Genomic DNA, 22563 nt, shown 5'->3' with positions numbered 1-22563 from the left:
TTGCCCTGTATCCTGAACAATGAAGAATAAATACCTTTTTTTAGCCTTTTTTTTAGCCCTTTCTCCCTTTTGCAATAATGCTGTGTCCACAAAGCAAAAGGTTGTTGCGCTGCTTTATTCACCAGATAACCGTACGCGGGCGCAATTTTCACTGGATGAGCAAGGGCAGCTGTATTATCGGTTAATTTTCAACACACGGTTAGTTGTTAACTGGTCGCGTTTGGGGATCGAAACTACCGGTTCTTCATTAGTTCAGGGTATCACGTTAAAGGGATCGACCAAAAAAGAAATCAATGAAAAGTTTTTGTGGCCTCTGGGGGAGGATGCCAGCCTAGTCAACCATTGTAACGAGCTCACGCTTCATTGCACCTCTGGCAGGGGTAATTATAATATTATCGTAAGGGTATATGATGGAAGCCTGGCGTTTAGGTATGTCTGTAAGCAGCTTGGGGATAGTATTGTACAACTTAAATCGGAGCTGACGGAGTTTAACCTTGCAGCGAACTACCGTATTTACCAATATCATGAAGAATCTGTTTTCCGGCCGGTTACGGTCGACTCATTGCCGGGTACCAGTGACCTTCCTTCAACGCTTACGGCCGCACAGTCATATATAAGTATCGGCGAAGCCGATAACCGCAATTATACCAAATGCGTATTGGTTCACGGCAGCCGTTCCAATAGCCTGGCGCTACAATTTTATACGGATACCCTTTACCGCGACCGCCGCGTTCAGTCCGTTCGGAAGGATTCATTAATCCGGTTTACTGATAGTCTCTTTACTCCCTGGCGAACCATCAGTTGCAGTAATACTGCCATAGGTTTGCATGTGTTTAGTCAGCTTAATCTTAAACTGGTTAAACCGCTTAGTAATGAGGTACCTGATTATGTAAAACCCGGAAAGGTTTTCAGGGTACCTATCAATACGCAGGGCGCCCTTGATGGAATTGATTTTGCTCAAAAAATGAACTTTCAATACATTTTGGTTGATGCAGGCTGGTACGGTGCCGAATTTCGAACTACTTCTGATCCTACCAGATACTTACCTGATTTCCACTTGCCGGATATCATTGCCCATGCCCGGCAAAAAGGCATCGGCGTTATTTTATATGTAAATTATGTGGGGCTCAAAGCTAAGATAGATACCATATTGCCGCTTTATAAAAAGTGGGGAGTTAGCGGACTAAAGTTTGGGTTTGTAGATGGCGGCACGCAGAAAGGCCTTGCCTGGCTTGATTCGGCCATGAAAAAAGTAAGTGATTATGGCATGGTACTTAACGTACATGATCATTATAAACCCACAGGTTTGAGTCGCCGGTACCCGTATGTGCTGAGCCAGGAAGGGATCAGGGGCGATGAAAACAGTCCCGATGCTTTCCATAATACCGTATTGCCGTTTACGCGTTACCTGGCCGGCCCTGCCGATTTTACCTTTTGCTACCCCAACAGGGTGAATGATTACAGTAAAAATATCCGGGTAAGCAAAGCTCAGCAAATGGCCCTGACTATTGTATATTTTGACCCGTTGCAGGCAATTTTCTGGTACGGGCGGTCGCAGGATTACAAGGATGAGGCGGATATCGACTTTTTTAAATACGTGCCCACGGTATGGGATGAAAGTAAATATGTGCAGGGAGAGATAGGCGATGGCATTACCGTAGCACGCCGTAAAGGCCGTACCTGGTACCTGGGCAGCGCTGCCGGTCTTCAGAAATGGGGAGCAAACTTCAAGCTCGATTTCCTGGAGAAAAATCAGGTATACACCGCTACTGTTTATGACGATGACGGACAGGGCGGCATACAGGTAAAAAAGATTGAGCTCAGGCACAATGATGATTTTGTTGTTGACCTGGATGCAAAAGGGGGCCAGGCCGTTATCATAAGACCTCAAATAAAATAGAGGGCGGGGCTTTTGTTGTGCGGTATTATTAACGATTGTATTAGTTTGACTTAAGGAGGATCCAGCTTTGGGCGAAATGAAAAAAAAATTGGCTTTGAAAGATATTGCTGCCGCGTTAAAAGTGTCGGAAGCATCTGTTTCCTATGTTCTTAATGGCAAGGCGAGGCAATATGGCATCAGCGTGGCGCTGGAAAATAAAATACTGAGGTTTGTTGAAAAGGTAGGTTACCGGCCAAACCGGCTGGCAGCCAGCCTGCGGACAGGAAAAAGTAAAACGGTGGGCATGATTGTGGAAGATATCAGCGATCCTTTTTTTTCGGCCATCGCCAGGGTTGTGGAAGAGCATATTTATAAAGAAGGTTACCGCGTTATTTATGGCAGCTCAGAAAATTCGACCGTTATTGCCCGTGACCTGCTGCAAACCTTTAAAAATTACCAGGTAGATGGGTACATCCTGGCGCCTACTGCAGGTTTGGAAGATGACATCAACCAGCTTGTAAAGGAAGGTTACCCGGTAGTGGTGTTCGACCGCGCCTCGCCTGATCTGCAATGTTCCAAAGTACTTGTCGATAACTTTCGCGGCAGCGAGACTGCGGTTTTACATTTGATAGATAACGGCTTCCGTAACATTGCCATGGTTACGCTTGCGGCCGGGCAGGATCAAATGAACGAACGTGTTAACGGTTATCACGCGGCCCTCCAAAAACACGGGTTGCCGCCTATCCTAAAAGAAATTATCTATAATGAAGATTCGCACAAAACCATCCAGACCCTTAAAAGCCTGCTGAAAAGTAAAAAGGATATAGATGCCATTTTCTTTGCAACCAACTATCTCGCCTTAAGTGGCCTGCAGGCCCTGAAAGAATCAGGACTGATTATTACCAAAGATATCGGTGTTGCTGTATTTGATGATATTAACAATTTTGCCCTTTTTAACCCGGCCATAACCGCTGTAGCCCAGCCAATTAAAGAGATCGGGCTAAGGGTTACCAAAATTTTATTGGAAGAGCTTCAGGATAACCACATAATCGATTCGCAAAATATTTTATTGAAAACAAAACTGATCATAAGGGATTCATCAGCAAGGTTACCGGTTTAATTTATCCGAAAAAAAAAGCAGAAAAAAATGAGTATAAGATCTACAGGAGCTTGTCTTTATAGTATCTCTTCCCCTAATAAACCGTTCGGTTTATATTAAGTTGGTTATAATAAGGCTTTCGAAAGGAAGCCCTTTTTATTAATGATAAAATGTAAAGGGGGATTGGGTGACATATCGGCATAGCTGACTCACCCGGTCTACGCTACGCTGGACCACCCTCTCTCCACCTTTGGCGGAAAGAGGGTAAGGGAAAATAAGAATAAGAGAATTCCCTCGTTACGCTTGCGTAGAGAGGGGTGACAAGCGTAGCGATGTCGGGGTGAGTCAATATACGTGATGGCTTTCACGGCTATGTTTTCACGAACATTACCTGCTCATTATTTGTCAGATAGTTATATTTTTGTTTTGAGTAAATGTTACAGGGTGCAGACATGATAGTGTATCGATTTATGAAAAAAAAGCGAAACGAAGCGGAACCCTTAGAGCTATTTCAGATAAAGAATCCGAAAGCAGACGAACAAACGATCAAAAAAAGCTGGGATTCAATTGTTCAGAAAATAAATCAGGAACCTAAAAAGAAGCGCCAGGAGTAATGTTTAACCTGAAGGGACAGTTTTTGAAACACAAACCAAACGTTTCGCGGCACTTATATTCAAATTGAGCAGTATTCAACAACCGGCGTCCTCCTGTATGCGGCCATTTAGAGCAGCTGCACGGTGGTGTTGTGTAATTATTTTAGGAGCACTGATTTTAAACAGCAATGCCGCAGCGCTTGCTTTGCCCAATATTCAGCGGCTTGGCCTCAAAGACGGGCTTTCCAACAGCGAAGTACGATGTATTTTCCAGGACCATTCGGGCTATATGTGGTTTGGCACTTATGATGGCCTGAACCGTTTTGACGGATATGACTTCCGTATTTACCGCAATCAGCCCGAAAAGCAACATTCAATTATTCATAATTTTATTAATTGTATTGCAGAGGATGCAGCCAATAATTTATGGGTAGGTACACGCCAGGGCATAAGTATTTTAAACCCGGTAACAGAAGAGTTTTCTCCGGCATATGCAATTTTGGCCGGCAAAGAAACGCCGGTGACATCCTTTATCAGGGATATCAAAACGGACCGCTCCGGGCGTATTTTCATTGCCACCCTTTCCAACGGCCTTATCATTATGGATAAAGGTAAGCGGACGGGCCGTGTTATACCATACTATGATAACGGAAAAGCTGTACAGCGTTATAATGTTGGTGCGTTGTATGTGGGGCCAGGCGACCAAATCTATGCGCTAATCAGCGGCGCGGGCCTTTTTACATATGATGCGGTACACGGTACTTTGAAGTTACTGAACACTTCGGTCACCGGCGCTACCTGCATTTATCCGGAAGGCAATGGTTTATGGGTAGGCACAACCCAGGGCCTGCACCATTATGATTTCAAAACTGGGCAATATGACTGTCTTTTTGATGAGTTTAACGGGTCTTTCAAATCGGGCAGGATAACGAGCCTGCAAGTCATGCCCGATAGTACACTTTGGGTGAGTACCGATGGCGGCGGGATCCAGATCATGGATAAAGGACGCGACAAGATTACCTATCTGCCTGCGGGGAGTGACGAGCACTCCCTTTCAAGTGATGCTGTTTATGCTTTATTTTTAGACCGGGAAGGCAGAAAGTGGATAGGTACATTACGGGGCGGAGTAAATGTTATTGATGAGGTAAAAGAACGTTTTATAAATATCAGGCATAATGAACTGAACGCCAATAGTCTTATCAGTAACTTTGTTAAATCGTTATATGAAGCACCCGATGGCAGGCTGTGGATAGGCACCGACGGCGGCGGATTGAGCATTTGGGACCGGCAGGCCCATCGCTTCACTAATTTTCGCCATGATGCCTCACAGCCGGGCACCCTAAGCTCAAACTTTGTAACCAGTATTGCCGGGGATAGGGAAGGCAGGACCTGGATTGCCACTTATGGGGGCGGTATTAACCTGTTCCAGCCGGGTTCCAATACATTCACTACATTTCGGGGTGTAGACAGGCAGGGAGCTGCCAGCCGGATAGTGTTCTGGTGCCTGTACCTGGACCATGCTGGAAATCTTTGGGCCAGCGGCTTACAGGACGGGCTGTTTCTATATGATAAGCATAATAACCAATTCAGGTTGTATGACGCGGCTCTGACCAATATCCTTTCAATGGGCGAAGATCATTTTGGAAACCTTTGGGCTGGAAATTTCGAAGGGGTTTATAAGATTGATCAAAAAAGCAACTCACGTAAGTTTTATCCGGTAGGTAAAGCGGTAAGATCAATGCAGAAAGCAGGCAACGGCGATATGTGGTTAGGTACAGAGGCCGGCTTGTTGTATTTTTCAGCATCTAAGGAAAAAATAATTCGTCACTATACCACCAGTAACGGACTTAGTAATAATACGGTACTGGCCATTTTGGAAGACGCGCAAAAGCGTTTGTGGCTAAGCACTTACAATGGGCTTTGCCGCTTTGATCCCAAAGCCGTTAGTTTTACCAATTTTTTTGAAAGCGATGGCTTGGCGAGCAATGAGTTTAACTTTAACGCTGGCTTAAGGCTAAACAATGGTCAGCTTGCGTTTGGGGGGATCAATGGTGTCACGATGTTTCATCCGCAGGCAATCCTGCCCCTGCATGATATCCCCAACATTGTTATAACTGATATTAAAATTAACAATAAGCCCATAAGTACTTATCCGGACTATGTGAAGACGGATGCAGGGAATGTTATCCGGTCGTTAGAAGTTCCTTACGATCAGGCATCAATAGCCGTTAGTTTCGCAGCTATCGAATTTACCGCGCAGGATAGGATCGGTTACCGTTATACGCTCCAGGGCTGGGACAGGGGATGGGTGTATGCAGCGCATCAGCGTAATGCGCTTTATACCCGTTTAGCGCCCGGTACGTATACATTAAAAATTAACTGTACCAATGCCGAAGGGCAATGGATCAGCCGTGAAGTCCACCTTCATGTCATTATTTTGCCGCCCTGGTATCGTACCATCTGGGCTTACCTCATTTACGCGATGTTGCTTGCGGGGGTTGTTTATTGGTACCTGCGTTATAGGTTCAGGGAAACGCGGCTTAAATATGAAGTACAACTGGCCAATGCCGCCGCTGCACACCAGCGCGACCTGCAGGAAAAGGAACGCGAATTGAATGACCGGCGCGTAGAGTTTTTCACGGGCGTTTCTCATGAGTTTCGTACCCCCCTTTCTCTCATCATCAACCCGTTAAGGGATCTGCTTGCAAAAATTGGCCCTGAGAACCGTGCGGAACTTAATATTGTTTATCGTAATTCAAGGCGGCTGTTAAGCCTTGTTGATCAGCTGCTGCTGTTTCGTAAGGCCGATTCTGGCGCCGGGGTCCTGCAAATTGCGCCAATGGACATTACCCTTGTTTGCCGGGAGGTATTTTTATGTTTTGTGCAGCAGGCCAGGCTTTCGGGTATCAGTTTTGAATTAAAGGTACCGGAAGAGCCGGTACTGATTTACGGAGACAGGGAAAAGATTGAGATTATCCTGTTTAACCTCATATCCAATGCTATTAAATATACGCCGGCCGGGAAAGCCGTGTGCGTTGGCCTGCAATCGGGGCCGGGTGAGGTGGTGATCAATGTGACCGATAATGGCCCGGGAATATCCCCGGAAGCGGGTAAGCATATCTTCGAAAAGTTTTACAGGTCAAATACGCATGGCCACGCGGCAAAAGGGGGCTTTGGGATCGGCTTATTCCTGGCCCGCCAGTTTACCATAGATCACGGCGGCTCATTAACGTTTGAAAGTGGGCCGGGTAAGGGCTCTGATTTTTGTTTAACCCTGTTAAAAGGGACAGCTCATTATTCGCTGGATATGGCAGCGGCAGCCGATGCTGCTGATTTATCGCCCTTGCTTAGTGAAATGGTTGAAGACCAGCCGGCGATAGCTGAAGCCAGCCAAATTAATGATATTGATTTTGAAGCGGATAAGATTTTTACCGACAAGCAAAGGATCCTGGTTATTGATGATGACAGCGAGATCAGATCTTACATTCGTTCCATTCTTGAAAGCCGTTACAGGGTTTACGAGGCAGACAATGGTTTGACCGGTTTACAGAAAGCGAAAGAAAAGCAGCCTGATCTTATTATCTGCGATGTAATGATGCCTGGTTTAAATGGCATTGAACTTTGCTCAACCATTAAGCAGGACCAGCAATTGAGCTATATCCCGATGATTTTACTGACAGCCAGCTCATCTGCCGAAAATAAGATCAAAGGGCTGGAAAGCGGCGCGGATGACTATATATCCAAACCTTTTAATAAAGATGTGCTGGTAGCGCGCATTGCCAATCTGCTGCAAAACAGGAGTAACCTTCAAAGCTATTTTTATAATACCATTACCCTGAAATCGGTTAACGTCACTATTTCGGATGAGTATAAAAACTTCCTGGAAAAATGTATCGAAATTGTTGAGCAGCACATTACCGACGAAAACTTCAACATCAAAATATTGGCTTCAGAGATCGGCATGAGCCATTCAAATCTTTACCGCAAAATTAAATCGCTGTCGGGTCATACCGTTAATAGCTTCATCCGCTACATACGCCTCAGAAAGGCGGCTGAGCTGCTGATCCAGTCGGACATGAATGTTAATGAAGTAGCCATTGAAACAGGCTTTAACAGCATCAAATACTTCCGCGATCAGTTTTTTAAACTGTTCGGCGCTAACCCATCAGACTTTCTTAAGCAAAAAAGACCTGTATTTAAGAAAAATAAAAACATAATTAATTGATATTGAGTTATTTGTGTGTGTTCTCTCCATTGCTTAATCAATTGAGTAAATTGATAAATTGCCGAATTTATACCGCATAAATGACCAATTTGAGTCCCATCTGCCGAATAAAATCTATTCATATTAGCTTATATAAACCAGTTATTAGAACCATAGGCAAACTTACTTAATCGATTATGTAAATCGGTTTTCAGCTTAGGTTCCTAAAGTCGGTAACGACCAATTTAAAGAGAAACCAGTTTTTAAAGCCAATATGAACAATTGTAACCAGCTAACTACATGGTGGGAAGAAGCCCTCCACGGAAATGTCAAATCTTTTGGCAGGATACATGACGAACTGTATTCCGGTTTGTATTTCTACCTCTATAAAATTATTAAAGATGAGGATGCAGCCCAGGATGTTTTACAGGAACTGTTTATAAAAATGTGGGAGCGGAGGATAACATTTGGACCTATTAAAAATGTTAAATACTATTTCTTTAAATCGGCACGGTCACTTGCCATTAACTTTTTAAAGGCCTCGCGGCCGGAGTTTGTAGGCTTATCCGCAAGTCATGATATCGATATTGTTTTTTCGAGGGAAGATGTGCTTGTTTTGGAAGAAACCGGGAGAGAAGTGGAGCACATGCTTGCCCTTGCCTTGAATACCTTGCCAAAGCGCCAAAAGGAGATGATCTTTTTAAGATATTTTGATAATTGGAATTACGATCAGATTGCTGAAGTAACGGGGTTACAATATCAGTCGGTAGTTAATCATGTACACAGGGGAATCAATCAACTGCGTATTAAACTTTCTGAAGGCAGTAAGATAGTCACAACCGAACTGGTGCTTTCATAAAAACGGTATATAAGATTTCCTGACCTTCAAAAAACACCGAATGATTAAAAAAATACTTTTAAAAAGAATAACCATGGCTGTCATGACTTTGCTGATTACAGGCAAGGCATATGCACAGCATCAAAAAATCATAAACCCCGGAGCAGTTTGGCCCGATAACCGGGGAGAACATATCCAGGCGCATGGAGGAGGGATTATAAAAATAAAGAACACATACTACTGGTATGGAGAAGAAAGACGTCGGGGACTGGATTCAAATAAACGTTATGTTAGCTGTTATGCGTCAAAAGACCTGACGAACTGGACATTCAAAGGTGATGTTGTTCAGATGACCGATCCTGAAAACCTGGGGCAGCGCTGGGTGCTGGAAAGGCCCAAAGTTTTCTACAGCAAAAAGAGCCGGCAATATGTCATGTATTTCCATCTTGACAATGCAACTTATAAGTTTGCCCGGGTTGGTATTGCCGTAAGCGACCGCCCTGATGGTGATTTTAAATACCTGAAAAGCTTCAGGCCCCTGGAGCATGAAAGCCGGGACATTGGCCAGTTTATAGATGATGATGGTACGCCATATCTTGTTTTCGAAGACCGTCCGCTTGGGTTTCATATCGTCCGGCTTTCGGAAGATTGCCTCAGTATTGACCGCGAAATGTGCCTGATAGCCGAGCATATGGAAGGCGGAGCTATAGTGCATTATAAGGGCCTTTATTACGCAATAGGCTCCGCGCTTACCGGCTGGAAGCCCAATCCTAACCGGTATGCCACAGCAAAAACCCTGAAAGGCCCGTGGTCGGAGTTTAAAGACATAGCACCTAAGGAAAAAAATACATATGATTCGCAATCTACCTTATTGCTTAAAGTTAGCGGGAAGAAGGATACAACGGTATTGTTCCTGGGGGATATCTGGAAACCGAAAGAACAATGGGATTCCCGGTATTTATGGATGCCTGTTCAGATCGGGGATGGCGAGCTTTGGCTTCCGGAACCTGCTCCGTTTAAGATCGACGTGAAAAACGGTACTGCAAATTAATCAGCATTTTTATACAATTCATTCTTGATAAGGTCGGTTAATAGATTAAGGGGCAGCCGTGCCTCTTTTTTCGTTCCATCAGGGTGTCTCGCAGATTTAAATGGACTTCACATTACCGCGGTGCTAATAACGCGCCGTTTTTTGATCGTAAAGTAGGTATCGGTTAGCGCCCGCTGATTTCCATTCATTTTGTTACAATCAAACTGGTGATCTTCGCCCATGATTTAATAATGTATTAATATTGGTGGTCTACTTTTACCGGCATATCCTTGTTTTATGTCACCGAAAAAAATGCTATGCCTAATCGTTTTGCTGCTTATCTGCAGCAAGTTCGTTCGGGCGCAAGATCTTGCCGCTATTGAAAATAAACGGGTAAAATTGCCCAATGGGTGGTCATTAACGCCCGTGGGCAAAAGCCTTCCCCTGGGCGATCTGCCCCTGAATATCGCTGTGAGCAAAAGCCATCATTATGCTGCGGTTACCAATAATGGGCAAAGTGTTCAAACCATTCAGCTTTTAGACGCACGTACAGATCGTGAACTGGACAAAGTACTGATCAGCAAAGGCTGGGGAGGCCTGGTTTTTAGTGCAGACGAACAATCACTCTACGCTTCGGGGGGTGACAATAACTGGATTATTCGTTATGCCATCAATAATGATAAGCTGATTGCAGCTGATACCATAAAACTGGGAGAAGCATGGAGCAAAAAGCCTAATTCGGCGTCCATTTCACCTGCCGGGCTGGCGCTTGACGATAAGCGCGGTGTTTTATACGTGGTTACCAAACTGGATAACAGCCTGTACCTTATCGATCTCAAAACAAAAACAATCATGCGGCAGGTTAAATTGGGCACAGAGGCTTATACCTGCCTGTTATCGCCCGATATGTCAAAATTATACATCAGTCTTTGGGGTGGCGATAAGGTAGCTGTATTTGATACAAAAGAAAATAAACTCACAGATGCAATTGCGGTAGGGGATAACCCCAATGACCTGTGCATTTCCCGGAATGGAAAATACCTGTATGTAGCCAACGGCAACGACAATACAGTATCGGTAATTGACGTGCGCAAAAGTAAAGTACTGGAAACCCTGAACACGGCAGTATCGCCTACGCCGCTTAGCGGTACTACCAGTAACTCGGTAGCCCTGAGTAAGGATGGTAAAACATTATACATTGCCAATGCCGATAATAACTGCCTGGCCGTGTTTAATGTAACAAAGCCAGGTGCCAGTCAGTCGCTTGGTTTTGTGCCCACGGGCTGGTATCCCAGCGTTGTGCGTGTTATAGATGATAAATTATACGTAGCCAATGCTAAAGGCTTTTCGTCGCTGCCTAATCCGCGCGGGCCTAACCCGGCAGCCAAAAGTCAAACCGTTGTACTGCATGGAGGCGATCCATTCAGGCCCGCGCGTACAGAATATATCGGCGGCGGCTTATTAATAGGTACTTTGAGCATCATCCCCACGCCAACAGAAAAGCAGCTGACGGTTTATTCGCAGGCAGTAGTTCGTAATACGCCTTATCACCGGGAACAGGAAACAGGGACTTATAGCGAAGAAGGCAATCCCATTCCGGCTAAAGTAGGGGCTGCATCGCCAATAAAATATGTTTTTTATGTTATCCAGGAAAACCGGACCTATGACCAGGTACTGTCAGATATGCCGAAGGGCAATGGTGATACCAGCCTGCTGCTGTTTGGCAAACGGATTACGCCCAATCATCACGCTTTGGCCGAAAACTTTGTGCTGCTGGATAATTTTTATGTAGACGGCGAGGTTAGCGCCGATGGGCATAACTGGAGCCTGGGCGCGTACGCTACCGATTATATGGAAAAAAACTGGCCTACCAGTTATGGCGGCCGCGGTCCGGGCGCTGTAGACCTCACTGCAAAAAATAAGCTCTACATCTGGGACCAGGCCAACCGGTTCAACGTAACTTTCCGTACTTACGGCGAGTTTATCAATGCCGATAATACGCCACAGATACCTATCCTGAAAGACCATTTTGCAAAAGCCTATCCAACCCGCGACTTGCGTGACCCTGATACCCTGCGGTACCAGGCCTGGGAACATGATTTTGACTCGCTGATGCGCAACAATGCCTTGCCGCGGCTAAATACTATCCGGATGCTATCAGATCATACGGAGGGCACCACCCCGGGCAGGCCTACACCCTTTGCCCATGTGGCGGATAATGATCTTGCTGTTGGCAGGCTGGTAGAGCATATTAGTAAAAGCCCGATATGGGAAAACAGCGTGATTTTTATACTTGAAGATGATGCACAGAATGGTCCTGATCACGTTGACGCCCATCGTTCGCCTGCATACATGGCCGGGGGATTTGTAAAACGTAATTTTGTTGATCATACTATGTATTCCACTTCGTCGGTGCTGCGTACTATCGAGCTGATTCTCGGGCTGCCGCCTATGACCCAGTATGATGCATCGGCTACAGCCATGTGGCGTTGTTTTAATAAAACGCCCGATACCAAACCATTTAACAGCCTGCGTTCAAATATTAACCTTAATGAACTTAACCCTAAGGGCACAAAGCTTGCAGCAATGGCCAGGGGGCTTGATTTTTCGGCAGTTGACCGGGTACCCGACGAGATCATGAACAACATGATATGGAAAGCGATTAAAGGAGAAAATACAATTGTGCCCACGCCGGTACGGGCAGCCTTTGTAAAAGCTGTTCAAAAAGCAGACGATGATGATTAACATAAGAAAAGCCTGATAAGGATGAAAGAAAAAATTGTCCAGTCATTTTTATCAGGCTTCCCGTGTTTCATCAGAGGTTTGGAGATTAGGTTAGCTCATAAAAATTGATGGTATTTCACCTGTAAAGTGATTTACCGCCTGGCCTATCGGCTGACTTAAAGCTTCAAAAAACCCGATGGGACTGTCAGGTTAGTCCCTGCTCCAACAATTCCTGAAAAATATTTTTCATCAGTTTTCTCTCCCCCAAAACCACTCTATTTTAACTAAACCTATAATTCATACCCAATACCAAACTGTTCTTGATTTGCAGGCTTTTACGGGCAAACCAATCTCGTTTTTTATACGTTATTTTGTAGTAACCAATTATAAATGTATGGATACTTTGTTAACCGATACCCCCTCAACAGATGGGTATGATTTTGCTATGAACGAAAATCAGCAAATGGTTGGCCAGATGGCCAAAGACTTTGCCGAACGTTATATCAAACCTCATGTAATGGAATGGGACGAAGCCCAGGTTTTCCCTATCGACTTATTTAAACAATTGGGCGAGCTTGGCATGATGGGTGTTTTTGTGCCCGAACAATATGGCGGCTCCGGTTTCGGCTATTTTGAATATGTAACCGTGATCAGCGAAATAGCCAAAGTTTGCGGTGCTATAGGTTTGTCGGTTGCCGCTCATAATTCGCTTTGTACGGGACATATCCTTGCCTTTGGCAATGAAGAGCAAAAGCTTAAATGGCTGCCCAAACTGGCCACTGCCGAATGGCTTGGCGCCTGGGGATTAACCGAGGCCAACACAGGTTCGGACGCGCTGGGTATGAACACCACCGCCGTTTTGGATGGCGACCATTATGTAGTGAACGGCTCAAAAAACTGGATAACCCATGGTAAGTCGGGCGATGTGGCGGTAGTGATGGTGCGTACAGGCAACAAAGGCGATTCGCACGGGATCTCGGCACTGGTGATTGAAAAAGGTACACCGGGTTTTACCCATGGCAAAAAAGAAAATAAACTGGGTATGCGTGCTTCAGAAACTACGGAGCTTATTTTTGATAATTGCCGTGTGCCAAGGGAAAATTTGCTGGGTGTTGAGGGAGAAGGCTTTAAACAGGCTATGAAGGTTTTAGATGGCGGCAGGATCTCGATAGCTGCACTTTCATTAGGAATTGCAAAAGGTGCTTTTGAAGCGGCGGTTGCTTACGCCAAAGAACGCCGCCAGTTTGGACAACCCATTGGTAATTTCCAGGGGATAGCATTTAAGCTGGCCAATATGGCTACCGAAATTGAAGCAGCCGAACTACTGATCATGCAGGCTGCCGATCTGAAAAACCGCCACTTGCCGGTCACAAAACAATCGGCCATGGCCAAATATTTTGCCTCGGAAACGGCAGTGCGTACGGCCACCGAGGCTGTTCAGATCTTCGGTGGGTATGGTTATACCAAGGATTTCCCTGTTGAGAAGTTTTATCGCGATGCCAAACTTTGTACCATAGGCGAAGGTACGAGTGAGATCCAGAAGATAGTGATTAGCAGGGAAGTGTTGAAAGGATAAGGAACCCGGTTATTCTGCGTGTTATTGATTTACAATTATATTATTTGTAAACCCTCTGTATGTAAAACATATAGAGGGTTTATTTTTTGTATTTTAGAGATTCTTCTGAACATACCCTAAAATGCTTTATAAAAGTTTTTTTTTTGTAGAGACGTATCACATGCGTTTCTCATAGGGCAAGCTGCTTTTAAGAGCGTTACTATTCATCTTGAATTGCAAACGGGAGACGCGTGTGATGCGTCTCTACATTAAAAAATTGATGTTTTTAAGCAGCTATCTTACAATTCAAATTTAGATAAGCCTACAAACTCCTGGATCCGGGCGGCTATTTCCTCTTCGCTAAGGTTTCTTAATCTTTCTGAACCAAATTTTTCAACACAGAATGAAGCCAGGGCCGAGCCAAAAATGATGGCGTTTTTCATGTTGTTGAAATTAATGGTGCCTACTTTGGCCATGTAGCCAATAAAGCCGCCTGCAAAAGTATCGCCCGCGCCTGTGGGGTCAAATACTTCGGCCAATGGAAGGGCGGGGGCACTAAAAATCTTATCTTCATGGAACAGCAATGCACCGTGCTCACCTTTTTTAATGATGATGTATTTAGGGCCCATGGTTAATATTTTGCGGGCGGCCTTAACTAATGAGAATTCGCCGGATAATTGGCGGGCTTCGGCATCGTTAATGGTTAGCACATCCACCAGCTGGATGGTTTTTAAAAGCTCATCAAGGGCAATATCCATCCAAAAGTTCATGGTGTCCATTACAATAAGCTTAGGGCGGTTTTTAAGGCGCGCTATAACAGTTTGCTGCACTTGTGGAGAAAGGTTGCCCAGCATCAGGTATTCGCAATCCTGGTAACTATCAGGGATAATTGGATCGAAAGCTTCCAATACATTAAGCTCAGTTACCAGGGTATCGCGGCTGTTCATGTCGTTATGGTAACGCCCGCTCCAGAAAAATGATTTTTCGCCCTGTTTTACCTGCAGGCCTTCGGTATTAACGTTGTGCTTTTGCAGGTCCTCAATCTCGTGCTGCGGGAAATCATCGCCAACAACCGCAACAATTTTTATTTTATCATAAAAGTAAGAAGCGCCCAAACTTGCAAAGGTTGCAGAGCCGCCTACTATTTTATCGGTTTTACCAAAAGGGGTTTCAATGGCATCAAACGCCACAGTGCCAATAACTAACAAACTCATGTAAAGATATTTATATTTTTTTTGCCGCAAATATTGTGAAAATTAAGGGATAATCATTCATTGATGCCTGTTTGCGATGCCAATTTTCATTTGAGAAAACATAATTTAAGCAGTTTCAGAAACCTGGCGGCAGAAAAAAGGGGCTCTGCGGAAAAAAATGCGGGAACTAAAAAAAACTATAATGTGTCTTTGGGTTTTAAGTAGCACATAATCAGAGGCAAAAAAAGCCTGTGAAAAATATTTTAAATTTTTTTTAATAAAAATTGTGAAATATCCGTTGAGTTTTTACCTTTGCCCCACTCCAAACCGGATTAGATTCCTGAGTAGCTCAGCCGGTTAGAGCATCTGACTGTTAATCAGAGGGTCGCTGGTTCGAGCCCAGCCTCAGGAGCAAAAGCCTCACATGTCTGTGAGGCTTTTTTTATATCTGATATTCTGTAGATTACTTTGCAGGCAATGATCCACAAAACATGCGAAAATGAGACGATATGCGTCTATTTTGACACGATATGAAGATATCCTGGCATCACTTTCACTTATTTTTACGATCTGAATATGACTTCAATTATATACTGTTCATGAACCAATCTAACCGACTTAAGTCATTGGTCTTACCGGCCTGTATATGCACAGGAAAGAAAAACACCCGCTGAACATCGGCAACGCCTGCTTTAGCATCCGGCCAAATATCTACCAATTCTAATCTTATATATGGACAATAATAAACTGATCACCAAACCGCATTATCCGATACTGGATGGCTTACGCGGCGTTGCAGCCATTATTGTAGTTACCTTTCACCTAACCGAACCATTGGGAAGCGGTCACCTGGATATCATAGTTAACCACGGGTACCTGGCTGTCGATTTCTTTTTCCTGCTGTCGGGTTTTGTTATTGGCTATGCTTATGACGACCGCTGGCATAAAATGACAATCGGCAGTTTTTTTAAACGCCGTATCGAGCGACTTCAGCCAATGGTAATTCTCGGGATGACATTGGGTGCCATAGGTTTTTATTTTACAGATTCTACGTTGTGGCCGCTCATTCATACTGTACCAATTTGGAAGATGCTGCTGGTAATGCTGATCGGTTATACCATCCTGCCGGTACCGCTATCCCTGGATATACGCGGCTGGCAGGAAATGCATCCTCTTAACAGTGTAGGATGGTCATTGTTCTTTGAATACATCGCCAACATTCTTTATGCGGTTTGGATAAGGAAATTTTCAAAAACTACATTGTCGGTATTGGTATGCGTTGCAGCTGTAGCACTTGCGCACCTGGCTATCACCAATGGAGATGTCAGCGGCGGCTGGACACTTAACGTGGAACAGGTGCGCGTTGGCATTACCCGCACCATATACCCATTCTTTGCCGGCCTGTTGCTTTCGCGTGTTGCTAAACCTGCCCGCATCAGGCACGCATTTTTATGGTGCAGTGTTTTAATAGCAATAATATTGTATATGCCGCGCATCGGCGGTGCTGCCCATCTTTGGATGAACGGGGTCTATGAGTCCGTTTGCATCATTATCATTTTTCCGCTTATCGTTTATCTTGGTGCCGGCGGTAATGTCCATACCCAAACGGAGAACAGGGTATGCAGGTTTCTTGGCGATATATCCTATCCTCTTTACCTGGTGCATTATCCGTTGGTTTATTTTTACGTAGCATGGATCAGCAATCATAAAGGCGTAACCATAGTGCAGGCCTGGCCTTATGCCTTAGCTATTTTGATTGGTGCAATTTTCCTGGCATATATTACTTTGAAATGGTATGATGAGCCGGTTCGTAACTGGCTGCGAAAAAAACTTGGCTAAAAAGAGATCTTGAACAAAAGCGGCCTCAGCGTACCTTGACAGGCAAAGCATTAAAGCATTAAAACATGGCCTGAATTTCTTAAATTCGTAGCACAGGAGATAAAACTTCCTGTAAGGCTGGATCAGCAAATTAATATTGAGCTAACTTTCGAAATACCGGTTAGCAAAGTGTTAGTGAACAAAAGCATTCAATTTATCTATAAAAGCATAATACCTTACCACCTATGAAAATAACACGCGTTTTTATGTTTTCCTGCCTCATCATATTGGGCTGCGCCGGGCCAAAAAAGCTGGCTGACGCCGGCAATGCCGAAAAAGGTTGGACGAAGCTGTTTAACGGGACCGACATTAACGATTGGTTTGTAAAGATCAATCATCACCTGGTTGGCGAAAATTATGGCAATACCTTCCGGGTAGAAGACGGCATGATCAGGGTTAGCTATGATCAGTACGGCGATTTCAACGATCAGTTTGGTCATTTGTATTACAAAACCCCATTCTCGAACTATCACCTGCGGTTTGAATACCGCTTTGTTGGTAAACAGCAAAAAGGCGCGCCAGACTATACACTCCTTAACAGCGGTGTCATGTTTCATTCACAGGATCCCCGAACTATGTTAAAGGACCAGGATTGGCCGATATCGATAGAAATGCAGTTATTAGGCGGCCTGGGCGACGGGAAACCAAGGCCAACAGGAAACATGTGCTCGCCCGGCACCGATGTTGTTTATAAAGGAAAAGTTTCGCCCGACCATTGTATCAACTCTACTTCAAAAACCTATGACGGTGACCAGTGGGTAAAAGGCGAGCTGATTGTTCAGGGCAACAAATTAATTACCCATATTATCAACGGCGATACCGTACTTCAATATTCAAAGCCTACCATTGGCGGCGGCGTGGCACATGGCTATGATCCTAAATACAAGCAGGATGGCAAATTACTAAGCAGCGGATTTATCGCTCTGCAAAGTGAAGGGCAGCCCGTCGATTTCAGGAATATCGAGATTAAACAGCTGCCGGATTCTGACCGGTAGGATGTAAACGAAAGCCAGGCTTGTTAATATTTCTCCTTAGTTAACAACAGCCGTTAATTGGGCGAAAATAACACGTTATACGAAACTATTTCCCGTAAATACCGTATCACTGGCAAGCAGGACTAACTTAAAACAATCTCCTGTTAACCCGGAATTATTATGAACGTTAAAGGCGGTTTTGTCAATATAAATTCTTGCCCGATAGAACTTATTAAGACTAAACTCCTGAAACCCAACTAAAAAATTCCGCAACTTAAGAGGCATTTATTTAGCCGCTGCAATGCTTGTTTTGGCTTATAACATCAAACGGAATAGAAATACGATAAAACTACCAGCAAAATAATAATGAGGCCAATATTGCTTTTTATCTGGTGTTTATACCTGCTTTTTTCCGGATTATCCTATTCGCAAACATCCGCCCTTAAATTTAAACAGCTTAGTACAAACGAAGGCCTTTCCCAAAGCCATGTAGTAACCATTATTAAAGATAGTCGCGGCTTTATGTGGTTTGGCACCGAAGATGGCCTTAATAAATACGACGGTTATAAGTTTACCCATTATAAGCACGACCAGAATAATAAAACAACCATCAATGATAACTATGTATTAGCTATAACGGAAGACAGTTATCATAATTTATGGATTGGAACCGAAAGTGGGCTTGACAGATTTGACCGGGCCACAAATACATTTATCCACTATTCCAATCACTTAACTTTTGCTATACAGTCTGTTTTTTTGGATAGCAAAAAAAGGATGTGGCTGGGAACCAGCAAAGGTTTATATCTGTTTAATGCTGCAAATGGCTCATTTAAAAAATTTACACATGCTGCAAATGGCACAAACAGTATAGCTAACGATTTTATTTACCAGGTTACTGAGGATAATAATGGTTGGTTATGGATAGGTACCGATGACGGGCTTTACCATTTTAATCCACAAAACGGTAAGTTTATTGGTTATGTTCATGATCCTGCAAATCAAAACAGCATCGGCGCCAGCTGGATAAAAGCGGTATACAAAGATAGCAAGGGCAATATTTGGGTGGGTACACATGGAGGAGGCCTGGCATTATATAACAGTAAAAACAATTCATTTATAAATTTCAAACACAACCCTAATAACAGCAACAGTATTTGCCATAACGATATTCTTTCGATACTTGAAAACAGCGACGGGAAGCTCTGGATTGGGACCGAAAATGGCGGCATAAGTGTGCTCGACTATCCGGCCAATAAATTTACTTGCTACAAAGTTGACGCAAACGATCATCACAGCCTGAGCAGTAACTCGGTTTATTGTTTATATAAAGATGATACAGGGAATACCTGGATAGGCACTTATTCGGGCGGTGTTGATTTTTTGCCGGGTTTTGGCGATAAATTCAGTTCGTACAGCCAAAACCCAAACAATCCGAATAGTTTGAGCAATAATAATGTACTGGCCATCTCCGGCGATGATAGTGACGAAAATATTTGGATAGGCACCGATGGAGGCGGCCTTAATTTATTTAATCGCAAGAAAAAGACCTTTGTTCATTACCTGCATAGTGATAATAACAGCAACAGCATAAGTAATAATTATGTAATGGCCATAGTGCCAATAAATAAAGATGTTATTGGTATTGGCTATCACATTGGCGGGTTTGACCTGTTTGATAAAAAAAAGGGGACCTTTATACATCACATGCCCCAGGCAAACAACCCTCACGGTCTTTCCCTTTCAGATATCAACAATATGTATAAAGACCGTGACGGAAATATATGGTTAGCAACCTGGAAAGGAGGGCTTAATCATTATAACGTGAAAACGGGCCTCTTTACACAATACAGAAACAGCCCCGCGGATAATAACAGCATAAGCAGTGATATTGTTACATCGGTGTTTCAGGATAAACATGGCGATATGTGGATAGGCACTGATGACAACGGGTTGAATGTATTTAACCCTAAAACAGGCCGCTTTACGCACTACATGCACGATGAGCGGGATAAACACAGCTTATCAAACAACACTGTCGAGTCGATTATCGAAACCGATAACGATGATATATGGATAGGTACCAACGGCGGCGGCCTTAACCTGTTTAACAAGCATAACCAAACATTTACTATATACACCGAAAGAGAGGGTTTGCCCAATAATGTGATCTATGCGATTTTGAAAGACCGCAAAGGTAACCTCTGGTTAAGCACCAACAAGGGGATCTCCCGGTTTAATCCCAAAACAAAAGCCATCAGAAACTATGACATTTCTGACGGGTTGCAGGGAGATGAATTTAAAGGCCATTCGTGTTTTCAAACTGCCGACGGGGAAATGTTTTTTGGCGGCGTAAACGGCTTCAGTACTTTTTATCCCGATAGTTTAAAAGATAATGACTTCGTACCTCCTGTTTATATTACCGGGCTGCAGATTTTCAATAAGGAGGTAAACGCCGGTGCTAAGAACTCCCCGCTTCAAAAAGATATCAGCGTAACAGACTCCATAAACCTATCGTACAAACAATCGGTACTTACATTTGAGTTTGCGGCCCTGAATTATACCATCCCCGAAAAAAACCAATATGCCTACAAGCTGGAAGGATTTGATAAAGATTGGAATGATGTTGGCAATAAAAGAACGGCCACTTATACCAACCTTGATCCGGGTAGTTATACATTCAGGGTTAAGGCATCAAATAATGATTGCAAATGGAATAACAAAGGCACATTTATCATCATTAATATTAAGCCTCCTTTTTGGCTTACCTGGTGGTTTAAATTAATTGTAGCGTTAATTTTTATAATCAGCGGCCCGGCATTTTATCTTATCCGTACACGTTCTATATTAAAGCAAAAGGCCGAGCTTGAGCGCCAGGTAAAAGAACGCACCGGGCAGCTGGCCCGTGCCATAGAAGTTGAAAAAAAATTAGCCCTCGAGGCCGAGGAGGCTAACAAGGCTAAAAGCATATTTTTGGCTACGATGAGCCATGAGATCCGCACACCTATGAATGGGGTAATCGGGATGGCTTCCTTACTTGCCGAAACTCCTTTGGACGAGGAGCAGCGAACTTTTGCCGAATCTATACAAACCTGCGGTGAAGATCTGCTGGCGGTGATCAACGATATTTTAGATTTTTCGAAAATAGAATCGGGCAATATGGAGCTGGAGGAAAAGGATTTTAGCCTGCGCACCTGTATTGAAGAAGTTTTTGATGTTTTTGCCTTAAAAGCGGCCCACCTAAAGCTGGACCTGGTTTACCAGATTGACTATGATGTACCGGCGCAAATTATTGGCGACAGTTTAAGGCTTCGCCAGATCCTGATCAATTTAATCAGTAACGCTATCAAGTTTACCAAAAAGGGTGAAATTTATGTAGCCGTGCATTTGCTCAGCATATCAGATGATAACCACATCGAATTAGGTTTTGAGATAAAAGATACCGGCATTGGTATTTCTGCCGATAAGCTGCACCGTTTATTTAAAGCATTTTCGCAGGTCGACTCATCAACCACCCGGCAATACGGAGGTACAGGCCTTGGCCTGGTTATAAGTGAACAACTTGTAAAATTAATGGGCGGCAAAATCAGCGTAGAAAGTGAAGTTGATAAAGGAAGTACGTTCAGGTTCTCTATTCACTCGCAAAAAAGTTTACTGCAGGACCCTGTACAAATAAACCACACCATGCAGGGTTTTGAAAAGAGTGAAATTTTGGTTGTTGATGATAATGATACCAATTGCCGGATTTTAAAAGCTCAGCTGGAGCAGTGGCAACTAAGCCCGGTAGTAGCCAAATCGGGCGAACAGGCTCTTGAGATCCTGGCGCAGCAGCAGCATGATTTTAAGCTGGTTATTACCGATATGCAAATGCCCTTTATGGATGGGATTGAACTGGCAACCTTAATACGGGCCAAATACCCCGAATTACCTATAATGCTGTTGAGTTCCATCAGCTATGTTTTCCACAAAGATAACCCCGGTTTGTTTTGTTCTATATTAACCAAGCCTGCAAAACAGCATAACTTATATAAGCACATTATAAAGGAACTTGGGAAGCATGTAGATTCTGCCACTCATGAGCCGCTGCACAGCGATACTGCAAATCATAAATTGCCCGATAATTTTTCGGAAAGTTACCCATTGAGGATTTTGGTTGCCGAAGACAACCAAATGAACCAAAAACTGATCATGAAGATATTGAGTAAGTTAGGATATGAAGCCGCTTTGGCAGCAGACGGCCTGGAGGTATTGGATTTGGTTAATAAAAAAACGTTCGATGTTATTTTAATGGATGTACAAATGCCCAAAATGGATGGCCTGGAAGCCACGCGAATAATAAAGAAGCGTTTCCCCGAACGGCCATTTATTATTGCGATGACGGCCAACGCCCTCCAATCCGATCTGCAAATTTGTATAGATGCAGGTATGGACGATTATATAAGCAAACCATTTAAATTGGATGACCTGGTTAAAAAACTTGTAAAATGGGCAGGGAAGAATACAAGTACCACGTAACGCTGAAACAGCAGGATATAACAAGTTGAATAAAATTGCGAAATATCAATGAAAATTATACTTTTGCAATCCCCAGCCGGA

General features: G+C 43.8%; 11 protein-coding genes and 1 tRNA gene. 11 read left to right on the top strand and 1 reads right to left on the bottom strand.

Features of this window, described 5'->3' with window-relative positions; translation table 11 throughout:
* The first annotated feature begins 19 nt into the window (after nt 1–19).
* The 7 genes from DIU38_RS19580 (at nt 20) to DIU38_RS19550 (ending at nt 13943) form a co-directional block, all read left to right on the top strand.
* Nucleotides 20–1900, top strand: coding sequence for a glycoside hydrolase family 97 protein (locus DIU38_RS19580; RefSeq protein ID WP_112652195.1), 1881 nt, complete (start codon nt 20–22; stop codon nt 1898–1900).
* 76 nt (nt 1901–1976) lie between these two features.
* Nucleotides 1977–2999, top strand: coding sequence for a substrate-binding domain-containing protein (locus DIU38_RS19575; protein WP_112652194.1), 1023 nt, complete (start codon nt 1977–1979; stop codon nt 2997–2999).
* Between the two features lie 690 nt (nt 3000–3689).
* Complete coding sequence (locus DIU38_RS19570; protein ID WP_112652192.1) at nt 3690–7796, top strand: hybrid sensor histidine kinase/response regulator; 4107 nt, start codon at nt 3690–3692, stop codon at nt 7794–7796.
* Nucleotides 7797–8049: 253 nt separating this feature from the next.
* The gene (locus DIU38_RS19565) at nt 8050–8634 is read left to right on the top strand and encodes an RNA polymerase sigma factor (protein WP_112652191.1); all 585 of its coding nucleotides are present in this window, start codon (nt 8050–8052) and stop codon (nt 8632–8634) included.
* A 73-nt stretch (nt 8635–8707) separates the two neighbouring features.
* Nucleotides 8708–9664: a family 43 glycosylhydrolase gene (locus DIU38_RS19560; protein WP_208809192.1), complete on the top strand. Its 957-nt coding sequence runs from the start codon at nt 8708–8710 to the stop codon at nt 9662–9664.
* 276 nt (nt 9665–9940) lie between these two features.
* Nucleotides 9941–12388: a bifunctional YncE family protein/alkaline phosphatase family protein gene (locus tag DIU38_RS19555; protein WP_112652189.1), complete on the top strand. Its 2448-nt coding sequence runs from the start codon at nt 9941–9943 to the stop codon at nt 12386–12388.
* Between the two features lie 373 nt (nt 12389–12761).
* Nucleotides 12762–13943 (top strand): acyl-CoA dehydrogenase, encoded by a 1182-nt coding sequence (locus DIU38_RS19550; RefSeq protein ID WP_112652188.1) that lies wholly within the window; start codon nt 12762–12764, stop codon nt 13941–13943.
* A 278-nt stretch (nt 13944–14221) separates the two neighbouring features.
* Here the strand turns inward: DIU38_RS19550 and DIU38_RS19545 are convergent, their stop codons facing one another.
* On the bottom strand, nt 14222–15136 hold the full coding sequence (locus tag DIU38_RS19545; RefSeq protein ID WP_091172319.1) for a PfkB family carbohydrate kinase: 915 nt from the start codon (nt 15134–15136) through the stop codon (nt 14222–14224).
* Between the two features lie 317 nt (nt 15137–15453).
* Between DIU38_RS19545 and DIU38_RS19540 the strand changes: the two genes are divergently transcribed.
* From DIU38_RS19540 to DIU38_RS19525, 4 genes are all read left to right on the top strand, one after another.
* A tRNA-Asn gene (locus DIU38_RS19540) sits at nt 15454–15527 on the top strand.
* A gap of 320 nt (nt 15528–15847) precedes the next feature.
* Nucleotides 15848–16954 (top strand): acyltransferase family protein, encoded by a 1107-nt coding sequence (locus DIU38_RS19535; RefSeq protein WP_112652187.1) that lies wholly within the window; start codon nt 15848–15850, stop codon nt 16952–16954.
* 224 nt (nt 16955–17178) lie between these two features.
* The gene (locus DIU38_RS19530) at nt 17179–17988 is read left to right on the top strand and encodes a 3-keto-disaccharide hydrolase (protein WP_112652186.1); all 810 of its coding nucleotides are present in this window, start codon (nt 17179–17181) and stop codon (nt 17986–17988) included.
* 345 nt (nt 17989–18333) lie between these two features.
* Nucleotides 18334–22482, top strand: coding sequence for a hybrid sensor histidine kinase/response regulator (locus tag DIU38_RS19525; RefSeq protein ID WP_112652185.1), 4149 nt, complete (start codon nt 18334–18336; stop codon nt 22480–22482).
* Nucleotides 22483–22563: the final 81 nt, after the last annotated feature.

Origin of the sequence: Mucilaginibacter metallidurans, from assembly GCF_003286435.2 — a bacterium.
Lineage (GTDB): Bacteria > Bacteroidota > Bacteroidia > Sphingobacteriales > Sphingobacteriaceae > Mucilaginibacter > Mucilaginibacter gossypii.
This window is presented reverse-complemented; position numbering and strand designations above follow the sequence as displayed.

What these genes read in the sequence shown, in the direction of transcription:
- DIU38_RS19550 (WP_112652188.1), top strand. Translation starts at nt 12,762, where the DNA reads ATGGATACTTTGTTAACCGATACCCCCTCAACAGATGGGTATGATTTT.
- DIU38_RS19565 (WP_112652191.1), top strand. Translation starts at nt 8,050, where the DNA reads ATGAACAATTGTAACCAGCTAACTACATGGTGGGAAGAAGCCCTCCAC.
- DIU38_RS19525 (WP_112652185.1), top strand. Translation starts at nt 18,334, where the DNA reads ATGAGGCCAATATTGCTTTTTATCTGGTGTTTATACCTGCTTTTTTCC.
- DIU38_RS19545 (WP_091172319.1), bottom strand. Translation starts at nt 15,136, where the DNA reads ATGAGTTTGTTAGTTATTGGCACTGTGGCGTTTGATGCCATTGAAACC.
- DIU38_RS19555 (WP_112652189.1), top strand. Translation starts at nt 9,941, where the DNA reads ATGTCACCGAAAAAAATGCTATGCCTAATCGTTTTGCTGCTTATCTGC.
- DIU38_RS19535 (WP_112652187.1), top strand. Translation starts at nt 15,848, where the DNA reads ATGGACAATAATAAACTGATCACCAAACCGCATTATCCGATACTGGAT.
- DIU38_RS19575 (WP_112652194.1), top strand. Translation starts at nt 1,977, where the DNA reads ATGAAAAAAAAATTGGCTTTGAAAGATATTGCTGCCGCGTTAAAAGTG.
- DIU38_RS19530 (WP_112652186.1), top strand. Translation starts at nt 17,179, where the DNA reads ATGAAAATAACACGCGTTTTTATGTTTTCCTGCCTCATCATATTGGGC.
- DIU38_RS19560 (WP_208809192.1), top strand. Translation starts at nt 8,708, where the DNA reads ATGGCTGTCATGACTTTGCTGATTACAGGCAAGGCATATGCACAGCAT.
- DIU38_RS19570 (WP_112652192.1), top strand. Translation starts at nt 3,690, where the DNA reads ATGCGGCCATTTAGAGCAGCTGCACGGTGGTGTTGTGTAATTATTTTA.
- DIU38_RS19580 (WP_112652195.1), top strand. Translation starts at nt 20, where the DNA reads ATGAAGAATAAATACCTTTTTTTAGCCTTTTTTTTAGCCCTTTCTCCC.